At 40.4% G+C, this 12,260-nt stretch carries 10 protein-coding genes; 3 read left to right on the top strand and 7 right to left on the bottom strand.

What is annotated here, in order from left to right:
- Window positions 1-9 precede the first annotated feature (9 nt).
- Entirely contained in the window at window positions 10-579 is a 570-nt protein-coding gene (locus H1D32_RS25620; protein ID WP_261176382.1) for a twin-arginine translocation signal domain-containing protein, read from the bottom strand.
- 87 nt (window positions 580-666) lie between these two features.
- Window positions 667-1,407, bottom strand: coding sequence for a formate dehydrogenase accessory sulfurtransferase FdhD (gene fdhD, locus H1D32_RS01275; RefSeq protein WP_261176381.1), 741 nt, complete (start codon window positions 1,405-1,407; stop codon window positions 667-669).
- Window positions 1,408-1,693: 286 nt separating this feature from the next.
- Here fdhD and H1D32_RS01270 point away from each other — a divergent pair, with 286 nt between their 5' ends.
- The 3 genes from H1D32_RS01270 (at window position 1,694) to H1D32_RS01260 (ending at window position 3,545) form a co-directional block, all read left to right on the top strand.
- Window positions 1,694-1,870 (top strand): twin-arginine translocase TatA/TatE family subunit, encoded by a 177-nt coding sequence (locus H1D32_RS01270; protein WP_261176380.1) that lies wholly within the window; start codon window positions 1,694-1,696, stop codon window positions 1,868-1,870.
- Window positions 1,871-1,943: 73 nt separating this feature from the next.
- On the top strand, window positions 1,944-2,501 hold the full coding sequence (locus tag H1D32_RS01265; RefSeq protein ID WP_261176379.1) for a hypothetical protein: 558 nt from the start codon (window positions 1,944-1,946) through the stop codon (window positions 2,499-2,501).
- 192 nt (window positions 2,502-2,693) lie between these two features.
- Entirely contained in the window at window positions 2,694-3,545 is an 852-nt protein-coding gene (locus tag H1D32_RS01260; RefSeq protein WP_261176900.1) for an MBL fold metallo-hydrolase, read from the top strand.
- A 350-nt stretch (window positions 3,546-3,895) separates the two neighbouring features.
- Here H1D32_RS01260 and H1D32_RS01255 read toward each other — a convergent pair whose 3' ends face one another.
- The 5 genes from H1D32_RS01255 to H1D32_RS01235 all read right to left on the bottom strand — a co-directional run bounded on the left by H1D32_RS01255 (window position 3,896) and on the right by H1D32_RS01235 (window position 12,254).
- On the bottom strand, window positions 3,896-6,670 hold the full coding sequence (locus H1D32_RS01255) for a VWA domain-containing protein (RefSeq protein WP_261176378.1): 2,775 nt from the start codon (window positions 6,668-6,670) through the stop codon (window positions 3,896-3,898).
- Window positions 6,654-8,453, bottom strand: coding sequence for a vWA domain-containing protein (locus H1D32_RS01250; RefSeq protein ID WP_261176377.1), 1,800 nt, complete (start codon window positions 8,451-8,453; stop codon window positions 6,654-6,656). The genes H1D32_RS01255 and H1D32_RS01250 overlap by 17 nt, the downstream gene beginning before the upstream one ends.
- A gap of 362 nt (window positions 8,454-8,815) precedes the next feature.
- Complete coding sequence (locus H1D32_RS01245) at window positions 8,816-9,679, bottom strand: DUF58 domain-containing protein (protein ID WP_261176376.1); 864 nt, start codon at window positions 9,677-9,679, stop codon at window positions 8,816-8,818.
- Between the two features lie 2 nt (window positions 9,680-9,681).
- A complete protein-coding gene (locus H1D32_RS01240) occupies window positions 9,682-10,680 on the bottom strand; it encodes an AAA family ATPase (RefSeq protein ID WP_261176375.1) in 999 nt (332 codons plus the stop codon).
- Window positions 10,677-12,254: a hypothetical protein gene (locus H1D32_RS01235; protein WP_261176374.1), complete on the bottom strand. Its 1,578-nt coding sequence runs from the start codon at window positions 12,252-12,254 to the stop codon at window positions 10,677-10,679. The genes H1D32_RS01240 and H1D32_RS01235 overlap by 4 nt, the downstream gene beginning before the upstream one ends.
- Window positions 12,255-12,260 lie beyond the last annotated feature (6 nt).

The following is a 12,260-nucleotide window of genomic DNA, read 5'->3' as shown; positions in this document are numbered from 1 at the left end:
TGAGCTGTGTCATATACGGGCATGGTTTTCAACGTTAACAACGCCAAGACCACGCATTAATTTTGCATGAATATAGTTCCACTCGTTTTCTAATGTAGAACCACCAAGAGAAGCAAACGCAGGGTTAACATTTACTAATTTGCCATCTTGTTTCTCAATAAAGTGATTATCGCGATCTTCTTTCATTTTTTGAGCAATACGCTCCATTGCCCAATCTAGTGGCTTCGTTTCCCATTCAGTTGCAAACGGAGCACGATACAAGACTTGTTGAGGTCTTTCCTCATTTACTGCTAGCTGGTATGCTGCAGCTCCTTTTGGACAGAGGGAACCTAAGTTAATTGGGCTATCTGGATTACCCTCAATATTAATAATTTTACCTTCAGCTTCAGTGATGATCATTCCACAACCTACAGAACAGTATGGACATACACTCGGAACTTGTCTTCCTTCTTTCGCCTGAAGCTTAATTTTTGTCACTTGGGCTTGGACAGGTTTTACATTAATCCCACCAACAGCAGCAATCGTTGCACCTGCTGTTACAGCACCAGTACGCTTCAAAAAATCGCGGCGTGTAATCATGTGTTTTCCCCCTTATTAATGATTTTAAGGATTATATAAATCCAAATAGATCTCTATTTGAATTGATAACAATTGGTTAACCTTCTCTTACTCATTTACTAATTTAAGAATGCGCTTTCCTTCAGTGTAAACATAAGCAGACTGGCCACGAACGTACCCTACTAAATCAACATTCAATTCTTTTGCTAGAGCAACAGCTAAATTCGTTGCAGCCGTTCTAGAAGCTGCTACACCAATACCAAAACGGGCGACTTTTGAGCACATTTCCATTGAAATTCGGCCGGTTGTCATAATGACGCATTCCTTACCAGTAAGACCTTTCTTTAACGCTGCTCCAATTACTTTATCGACAGCATTATGTCTTCCGATGTCTTCTCTAACAATCATTTCGCCTTGTTCATCAATAATACAAGCCGCATGCATACCACCTGTTTGATGGTATAGAGGAGTCAATTTATACATATCACGCATCTTCTGCCTTAAAAAAGCAGTTGAGATACTTCTAGCTTCTTGAACCTTTTTGAAATTACTCATTTCTTTGATCGATCGAAAAGTAGCACCTTTACCACAACCAGCAGTGATTGTTTTCTTCTTTTTCAAGAAAACATCCATATCAATGCTATTACCTAAATCAACATGTATGTTACCTCGATAGGGGTCAATTGTGATTGATTTGACCTCTTCAGGAGATTCAATAATTCCTTCTGCATACATATAACCGATTGCCCAATCTTCTAAATGAACTTCGGTTAATTGGATGGTTAGCAGATTACGAGAATTTATATATAAATTAATTGGATACTCTTCTGGACACGTTTTATTAAACATAGTTCCCCTCCGTTGAGTTTAATAATTTTATTACTACCTTTAAGCGCTTTCACAACGGCAATGAAGTAAAAATTAATTTCCATAATCTTTCCGCCCATAAAAAAACAAAAATGTTTCTAATTTGTGAAAAGTTTTATATAATTAACAATATGAGCACGGTGCAAATGTATATTACCATCAATTTTAATTTTAGTAAACTAATATGTTACAACTTTGTGAAATCTAAACAGTGGTAAAATGTGGGTAAAATCACTTTTTAGGAGGAAATTGAACATGTTGTCGAACATTGGTATGCCAGGACTTATTTTGTTTATTGTTATCGCGTCCTAAAAGATTACCAGAGTTCGGGAGAGCTACAGGAAGTACATTGCGCGAGTTTAAGAATTCTGTTAACGAAATTATGGTTGATCAAGAAGAAGGTAAACCTATAAATCAGGAAGCATCTCAATCATCAGACATATAACAATTAAGTCTATGATCGGTTCTTATACAAGTCTTTGAACTGCATGTAAATTTAAGAAAGGTTGTGTTCAAATTTGAGTTATCACGAAAGAAACGTTCGGGCTCCAAAATATATGAAACTTGTAAATTTTGCAGATGAATACGGGAATAGTATTGCACTTTATACATTATTAATTTTAGTTGCACTTGGAGTTTGGTTAGTATCGCCAATCCCAAGTCCTAGCTGGAGTGTCAACGGAGCAATGATGGGCTGGGCTTCGGTAATCCTAGTAAGCGTCACTTCACTTCACGGACTATTGTGGTTTGTCATTACTAGACAATCTCTAAACTTAAGTTCCAACGCGAAGCAATTTCTTTCAAGTTCCATTAAAGTAGTAAAACCTCTTCATATGATGACAGGTATGGTTGGCTTAGGCTTAGCTTTCATTCATGGCTTTGCGTATATGACATTTGGAGCATTCGGTTCAGTTTTAATTGCCTCTGGAATTGTGGCCTTAGTTACACTTCTGATTTTGGCTATCGATGGAATCGGACTTATGATGACACCGTTTTTAAGTAGACAAGTGCATCGCTGGATAGCGGTCACATTCTTAGTTTCATTAGTCATTCACTTAATTATTATTTTTGTTTAATTATTCAATAAAAAGCACATGTTCAGTAGGTAAACCAATTACCAGCTGAACATGTGCTTTTTTCAGTTTATTAAATATCTTATTTCCACAAAATATGTATTCATAGCTCTTGTTACTAGCATTATCATAATATCCTTCTTAATGTGTAATCATAATCTAAGAACACTACATATAAAGAGGGGTCATATTATGATGGAAAAAGAGATGGAATACGGAAAAGACTATAAGTTTATACCAGCAACCTCAATAGGCAGTGGCGTGACTCACGTTGTCGCCCCTGATGTTCTTTGCCATACGATCCAAATTGTAAATGTTTGTTTAGTTGGGACGAAGGAAGAATGGGTGCTAATCGATGCTGGAATGCCTCATTCTGCCGAGGAAATTATTGAATTGACTGAGGAGCACTATGGAGTAGAAAGTCGTCCAAAAGCAATTATTCTAACTCACGGTCATTTTGATCATGTTGGTGCTATTTTAGAATTAATTGAGCATTGGAATGTACCTGTGTATGCTCACGAGTTAGAAATTCCTTATTTAACTGGTAAGACAGATTATCCCGAGCCTGATCCTTCTGTAGAAGGAGGAATGGTAGCAAAAATTTCAGCAATGTTTCCAAATGAAGCGATCAACATTGGAAAATATGTTGAAAAACTTCCTTCGGATGGATCAGTACCTGGAATGCCTAGCTGGAAATGGCACCACACACCAGGACATACCCCCGGTCACATTTCTCTATTTCGAGAGGAGGACCGCCTTCTTATTGTCGGAGATGCATTTGTAACCGTTAGACAAGATTCTCTCTATAAAGTCGTCACACAAAAATTAGAAATGAGCGGACCCCCAAGGTATTTTACAACTGATTGGACTGCTGCCAGAGAATCAGTGAGAAAATTGGCCGAATTAAGACCTGCCACTGCTGTAACAGGTCATGGTCTTCCGATGGCTGGCGAATTACTACAAACTAGCTTAATAACGTTAACCGATCACTTTGATGAAGTCGCTAAACCTGACTTCGGAAGATATGTCGATAAAGAAGTTCATTAGGAAAAAAGCGCAAGCGCCCTGGGTAGCCAAGGAACTTCTTCGGGTTACTTCTCTGCTTTGCGACGAGTAACCGCAGGAGCAGCGACAAGCAAATGTTCTTCGAGAAAAAAAGTGTGCTCTTTCACTTTTATTCTCGAAGGTTATTTGACCTTGAGGGGCTTAAAAGCTGCTCCTGCGCCACTACGTTTACTCGTCGCAAGGCAGCTAAGAAGCTATTTCAAGCAGTAGCCTCGCTGAAGCTAGATTGTCACTATAATTAAACTTATGCACAGATGAAAAAACATATATTTCCCTTAACAACCAACAAATAAAAATCCGAGAGGTCTATGACCCTCTCGGATTTTCCCTATCTATCTCCGCCCACGCTTTTTGGCCTCTAATAACCGTTTCATTGTATCCTGTGTGTCTACCCTTTTTTCGTTAGAGTTCTTTTGGTTATCCTTCCCTTTAGGCTCTGAGTTTCGTTCTTGCGACACAGCTTTGTCATGAGATGTGTCTCTTGCTATCTCGCTAACAACATTGCGCTTTTCTGCTTTACGCTGGATCTTCGGGATAGTCTCTGACGGCCTGATTGAATCACTGTTAATTTTGCTTTTGTTATACCAACCACTTACTCTTGGTACTCCAAACCTACGAACAGCGACTTCTACAAAGAATAAGAGAAAGGCAAGCAGAATGAGTGAATGAGCAATTGGCTGCCTTGTAACAGGCCGTTCATTTAACGGACGAAATGCTTCTTTCCCCTCTTCTAAAACCATCCCTCCACCTACATCTGCAAGAGCCTCTAAAAAAGCTTCATTGGTAGGCAGCATTCGATACTCCTCTGGATAAGCAACAGTAATACCCGTTTGAAAAACAGGTGCTTGCTGTAAATCTGTCAACTGCACATAATGCATTCCTTCATGTCCATCAAAGGATACTTCGTACTCCCCAGGTGCGGTCATACGAATATTGGCTTCTATTAATTGGCCTCTTTCATTTACAACCGTCGCCTCTAGTGGGCGAGATTGATTTTCTTCCGTTGTGAAAGTTAGAATACTCGTTGTACCTTCTCTTTTTTGTGCTACTTCAAAGGGGTCCTGTACATCTGCAGGAAAGGTCCAAGTGACGATATCATTCCATAAACTTGACCAATGATCCCATGCAGCCCATTGGCCAGACCAAACACCCTCGACATCTGAGGTCCAAGCAACGGTTTTCCCAAGACCATATTGCCAGCGTGATAACACTGGATCATCCTTAATACTAATCAGAACATTGGTCGCACGCCCTTTAGGAGTTGTTGCTATATACGCATTCAACTGTGGAACACCACTTGTAAAATGAGTGCTCCATTCTGTCGTGTTGTTCACTCTAGGATAGAATGGTTCATCTTCTATATACGTCCGAGTTGTAAGCATTGTTTCTCGAGATAATATACTAGGGATTGTGGTTTCATCATACACCGAGTAAAATCTTCCTGTACCATATTCAGCTAGTACATCTAATAAATAATGGTCTGCACCATCACCTACTGCAACAGTCGAGAGCGTAATATTATTCGCTTCTCTTCCACCTTCTATTAGTGTTTGGTAATTCCCACTTTCCGGGGATTGCCCATCTGTTAGTAAGATAATATGTTTCCGCTGTAATTCTAGTGGTGCTAACTGTGCGTATGCTTCCGCTAATCCTGGATAAATATCAGTACCACCGCCTGCAGTGATTCCTAGTATTTTTTCCGACACCTCTTTAATATCTGTCATTTTTTCGGTATCAACGATTTGCCATGTTCGGTCATCAAAGGCAATGACACCGACCGTATCACCTTTACGTAACAATTCAACTGATCTTGCGGCAGCTTCTTTGGCCAATTCCAAACGCATTCCTTGCATACTACCAGAACGGTCGATGACAAAGACGAGACCTAACGATGGAAGCTCTTCTTCACTCTTGATTTCCATTTCCACTGGAAGCACCTTTTCGATGGGAGTATCTTTATAGCCACCAAGAGCAAAACTTTCATGACCACCAGTCATGATAAAACCGACTCCGAAGTCTCTTACTGCTTTTTCAATTAAATCCATCTGTGTTTCTGTCATCCGCATACTTGATACATTGCTGAAAATAATCGTTTCATACTGGAGGTACCCATTTAACTCTGTTGGTAAAAACTCTGGAGTAATCTGATTTACATTTAAACCAGTAGCATTCAGCGCATCGTACAATGGGTTTGAAGTTAGCCGATTTCCTTCTACTAATAATACATTTGGAGTTCCGGTAATAACAGTCATCGCTGTCAGTTGATTATTTTCAAGAATGCTATCCCCAGTCGTAAGCACCTCAGCACGTAACCGATGCATGCCACTTTCGTTTATTGGAGAATTAAATCGAAACGAATTTGAACCTTGCTTTAGTTCGACAACATCCTGAACAATCGCTTCATTATTTAATAAGATGCGAAGCGTTGTTTCGGTTTCTTCCGTACTATAAACAGTTAGTGACAACGACGCTTGTTCGCCTTTAAACATTTGACGAGGTACAATAAACTCTTGCAAAGAAACATCCTTTAGTTTTTCCTGATAAAATGGAACAACATCAACAGTCACTCCTTGCACTCTTACAAAATTAGCTTGCTGCAGCGCGTCTCCCAACGTTTCATTTCCATCACTTAAAATAACCACACGCCCAGATCCTTCTCTAGCTAGTAGACTTGAAGCAATTTGTATCCCCGCTTCTATGTTCGTGTAATCGGCATGCACTTGACTCCAATCACTACTAAAGCTCGATTGCGTACCGAGCATTCTTTCAACGGTAGCGTCTCTCCCAACTGACACAATAGCAAACTGATCATCCGCACCTTTAGCAGCAACTGCATTTCTAATAAAAGCTGTCATTTCAGAATTCACACCATTAATAGAATCTGAACGGTCGACAATAAATACTGTATGGACATTTTTTGTAGTAAACACAAGATTTGGTATGGAAAGCGCAAATACCAAGAGAAGGACGATCATCATTCGTAATGGAACGATTATCTTTTTTTCTCTTTTTGTTAATTGGACTTTAGTACGTAAAAACAATACCACTAGTAAAAAAGCTGGTATAACGAATAACAAATAAAGAGGTCGTTCAAGCTCGAATCCCACGTCTGTACACCTCCCATTCAACCAACAAAATAATGAAGGCGATCAACAGAAGCCAAGGCCACCACTCATACTGCACGGTACCGGTTTCCATTGTTGTTTCTTTCCCTTGTTTTGAAAACGATTGATATGCTTGAGTTTCTTTTTCACGCTCATCTAAAATCACTGCAAAACGCTTGATGTTTCCTTCACTATCTACTAACGAATACAAACCTGGCTTGTTCGGAGCTCTAAAAAAATCATTGTCACGATCAAATGTAGCAATTACTTCCTCTGTTTCATCGATGACACTGTACATTCCTGCTGTCTCTAACTGTAAAGCTCGTTCCTCATTCGGCTGAAAATAACCAAAATGAGTAGATTCCCCCTTTAAATATTCTAAAGAATGATAGATAAAAATCGGAAAACTGAAATGAAGGGGCCAGTCTGAATCTTGAATATCAAATAAAAGTTGAACAAATGGCAATCCGTTTTTATAACCCTTTTGAATTAGCGGAATGTCGCCACTGAACATAACCGTATCTACCAAACTAACTGACTGACTAACCTGTGACTGAGCTTGGCTAATGTAAATCTCTTCTACATCAGCATAACTAAAGAGTTCGTCATTGCTCTTTATCTCAACCTTTTTTTCCAAAGGGATACCCTCTCCCTCTGCGGACGGTAACAAAAAGAGTGGTCTACCAACCTCGAAGACCTGCTCTGTCTCAGAAGCTATAACAATGCTATTCTTTGCAAACTCATGAACATCCTCAATTTTCTCCGCTTGAATTATATCGTTACCTAGTTGAAGGAAAACCTTATGTAAAAATGGATTAATGTCTCCCAGCAAATAAAGAACTGGCTTTACCTCTATCGAAGAAAACGAATAGGCAACATTGTCTAATGGGTAAATATCGTCTTCGATAATTTTTGCCGTATAATACGTAGCTGGCGGTAACGCCCCTATAGTAAGATAGGCCTGAGTTGTTGCTTCCATTTGTACGGTTTCAGTGTGGACGAGTTCACCATCTGCCATTACCTGAATAGTTACCAACTGCTCCTCGCTACTTTCATTTCTCAATGTAACTACTCCTAAGGCTCCGGCACGACTCGTATTGACTCCAAAGGTCATGATTGAAATATTACGATCATTTTCCCCTGCGATATTCACTACATGAAAAGGTGAGTTGATCTGGCTTTCAATAAAGTGCTCTTCAGTCATTTGATCACTGAAAACATAGATACTTGATGCCTGCTGTTCACTTAATGCCTTAGCCAAGGACAAAGCTCGCTGAATTTCACTATATTCATAGGATATAGTGATCTCCTCAAGGGCATCTTTCATGACTCGCTGATCTATTTCTCTATTTACTACTAGGGTTGGAGTCGAAGCTATGGAAATGATACTTACAGCTTGACTACGTGAGCGTTTATCTATCAGTCCCGAGATTTCTTTTTTGGCCTGCTCAAATCTAGTTGTTCCATCTTGATCAATGGTTGTCGTCATGGAAGCAGAACTATCCAAAAGGATAATTACATGATCACCTTCTAATCCATCTGCAGTAAAAAAAGGACGAGCTAGCGCCAGCATTAAGAAGAGGAGGATTAATATTTGTAGCAACAACAAAAGCTGCCTTTGCAGCTTTTTCCACCACGTTGTTGCCTGCCATTCATTCATCACTTGCTCCCAAAGTAAATTAGATGAAATGACTTGTTCCGTATATTGCTTTCTAAACATATAAAAAAGGACGACTCCACCTATAAAAATAGAAAGCCCTAAAAATGCGGGAACTAGTATTCCCATCGCTGTCACCTACTTTCATTAAGAAAAGCGCAAGGCACCTAGGAAAAAGTGTAGTGGCTTTTTCCCTAGGAAAAAGTGGTCTGCTTTTTCCATTTAAGCCCCGACAAAAGCTACTGACCTCGTTCACAACAGGTGTTACTTCTAGATTTAGCTACATGCAGCTTTGCCTCAAGGTCCTATTGGACCACAGAGGCAGCGTTTAAGTGAACAATTGTTTTTGACCCCGAGCCAAGATCTACCCCGATTTAGCTTCTTCGCACTTGCGACGAGTACTGCAGGATCAGATGGCACCTGTAGCTCGACAGTTTTCTAAGTCCAAATTAACTTCCTTTTGCTCTGTTTTCGACCATTGGCTAATCACGCTACGCTAACCAACCCTTTTTTCTCATTTCATATAAGATAATATCCTCTAGAGATTGACCTGAGCTAACCTGTACGTAGCCAATTCCACGGTCATTGCATTGTCTTTCAAGAGAAAGACAATGTTCTTGCAATCTCTCTTCATATTGTTGAAGGACTTGGCGATTCATGCTTACTTGCACTACGTCCGTTTCATCTTCAACATTAATTAATTTTAAATCCCCAGAGATGGTAGGGTTTAATTCCCTTTCACTAAGAAGATGTACGACACGGAGCTGTTGGTGTGCCTGAACAACCTTTAACTGGTTCATCATTACATTTACTGGGTCAAGACAATCGCTAATCAAAAAACTTAACATGGACTTTCGCTGGCGAAACTGTGGTAATTGCTCAAAGAAATGTTCCGTCACAGACGTCTGATATGTTTGAATTTGCTGAACCATTTGATTAGAAAAGACAATTCCTTTTTTGTTTAAAAAAGGAACATTACTTTTGGATACCGGTATAATTGAGACCCGGTCATCATTAGCTAATCCAATATGTGCAATCGCAGCAGTTAATGCTTTAGCCGCTTGCCACTTCTCTTCCTCTAATCCCATGGATGATGAACAGTCTAAGTAGATGGTTAACGACAATTCTTGTTCATCTAAAAACCTTTTAATATAATGCCGATTGGTTCTAGCATAAACATTCCAATCGACCTGACGAACATCATCACCCGGTTGGTACGGTCTGAAATCAGAAAAGTCTAGTGAACTACCAAACATTTTCGAGCGACGACTACCTTTTTGCAGGCCGCGTTTCATCTGGGTTGTTTGCCACGCTAAACGTCCTAATCTTAGCCGTAAATCTGATGGTAGTAGCATCGTCATACAGTTTCGGCAACAGAAACTTTTTCAATGACATCTTCAATCAATCTGTCCGTTGAAATACCCGTTGCTTCTCCTTCAAAGTTTAAAAATAGGCGATGGCGTAACACAGGTAAAGCTGCTTGTTTTATGTCACCAACTGAAACATGGTAGCGCCCTTCCATTAAAGCACGCACTTTTGCGATTTTAATTAAGCTTTGGAGGCCACGTGGACCTGAGCCAAAACGAACGTAAGCGCGAACAGACTCTGGTGCGAGCTCATGATCTGCATGAGTAGCCATCACTAGGTTAATAGCGAAATCGAGAATATCATCCGCAACAAGGATTTTAGTTGCCAGTTTTTGAATTGCGATAACATCCAAGCTATTCATCAGCGCTTGAATGTCCTTTTTTTCATTTGTCACTGTTCGCTCAATAATCGTTTTTAACTCGTTCTTTCTAGGATAAGCGATATTAATTTTGCAAAGAAAGCGATCCATTTGAGCCTCGGGTAAAGGATATGTCCCCTCTAAATCAACGGGGTTTTGTGTTGCAAGCACGAAGAACGGCCTTGGTAAGGAATGTGTTTCTCCGATAACTGTTACAGTCTGCTCCCCCATTGCCTCAAGTAGTGCACTTTGAGTTTTTGGCGTCGCCCGGTTAATTTCATCTGCTAGAACAATATTTGAAAAAACAGGTCCTTGGTGAAAAGTAAACTCTTGCTTCCCCTGTTCATTTGGTTCAATCATCATTGTCCCTGTAATATCCGCTGGCATGAGATCAGGAGTAAACTGAATTCTTGAAAAGCTCAGTTCCATTGCCTCTGAAATCGTACGAATCATCATTGTTTTCCCTACACCTGGAAGTCCCTCTAATAAGGCGTGCCCCCCAGCAAACATCGACCATATAATTTGATTAAGTGCATCCTCCTGTCCTACAATAAAGGACTGAATCGCTCGTTTTGTTATTTGTAGCTGCTCGCGCGCTTGCTGAAATTGTGCTTCTTCCACGTTGGTCACTCCTGTTCCATATTAAGTTCACTAAAGTAATCACGGACAACCCCTTCTAAATGCCGCGGGAGCTGCATGCGTTTCATACTTTCTCTATAGCTTGCTTCATAATATCCACGGACTTCTTGAAAAGGTCGCGTAGACCCTTTTAAGACTGCGGCTGTTTCTGACTGCTGCTTTTCGCCACTTCCAGAACCAAGTTCTCCTTGATCCGTTTCTATGTTTGTTCCTGCTTGCAAACGATCAGGAACAGTAACTAATTCTCTTGAACCTTGACCAACTCCTGCACCTTGGCCTCCACCTCCTGAACCTTGACCACCAGAACCCGAGCCACTCCCAGAACCTTGGCCTTGGCCCTGCCCCTGGCCAGAACCACTACCTTCGCCCGAGCCTGAACCTTCTCCGCCTTGACCTTCTCCACCTTCATTGCCTGACTCGGAACCTTCCTGCCCTGAGGAATTACCATTAGATGACGATGGTTGCGTTTGTGGTTTTGAAAAAGAGAGAGAAGGGTTAGCTTGAAGTCCTGCACTCGACATATTAGAGTTCATTGACATTGCAGACTGCTGTAATTGCTGCTGCAACTGTGCAAGTGCCTCTAAATCGAGACTAGCCTCCATTAATTCTGAAAGAAATTCCTCTAAGTTCTCCAACATTTCCGCAAGCTCTTCAGCGGTTAACTCTTCCATGGAACCAACATCATGACCAGACAACTTCTCCATTGCTTCAAGAAGCGCTTGTTTCTGTTCTTCTGTTAGCTCAACCCCTTTTAATGCTTCTAAGGCTTCTTGGAGAGCCGCTTCATTTAGTTCCTTCAATGCCTTCGCTAGTTCACTCAAGTCCGCATGATCAAACTGTTCTGAAAACTGGTTAAGCTGTTGTTCTTTCAATTCTAGTTCTAGCTTCATTTCTTCTAATAGCTGTTCGGTAAGGAGAAGCTCCTGTAGGGCCTCTTCTGCAGTTTCTACTTCTTTTAACTTTTCTTTCAGTTGTTCAAGCTTTTCTTTTAGCTCTTCGTTTTCTTGTTCATCTAGTTCTTTCATTTCTTCCTGCAAATCATTAATTAACTCTTTATTTGTTTGAATAGCTTCAGCTGCTACCATCGGCTCACTCGGATATAGGAATGAGAGAACCGTCCCACTAATTAGGACAATGACGATACTCAATTCTTTCCAATGAAAGGTGTACTTTTGCTTAGAGACGATCTCGTGCTTAGCTTGCTTCATTAGCCTAATAGCCTCGAGTCGCTGCAACCTCGCTAATTCACGAGTATCACTTAAAAATGAAAAGGCAGTAATGACTCTGCTTTCTTTCACTTCACCATCGTATAAAAGGGTAGCAGTCTTCGTTGTTGGTCTTTTCTGATACCAATAAAAGAAAACCCCAGCAAATGCCATGACGGAAACGATTAGTAGCCAGACGAAAATATTGGTGATGACAACCCAACGAGCAAGCATCGCTATGATAAAAATGGCCAAAACAATAAAGAAAAGCGCGTATTGAAAAAAACGAAAAAAGTGATACTTTAAGAGGTTATTTTTCACTTCTAGCAATAGCTTTAGAAATTGACCTTTATCGTCCACTTCGCC

The organism is Anaerobacillus sp. CMMVII, assembly GCF_025377685.1.
Taxonomy (GTDB): domain Bacteria; phylum Bacillota; class Bacilli; order Bacillales; family Anaerobacillaceae; genus Anaerobacillus.
Note: the sequence above shows the minus strand (reverse complement) of the source record. Positions and strands in the feature narration are given on the sequence as shown.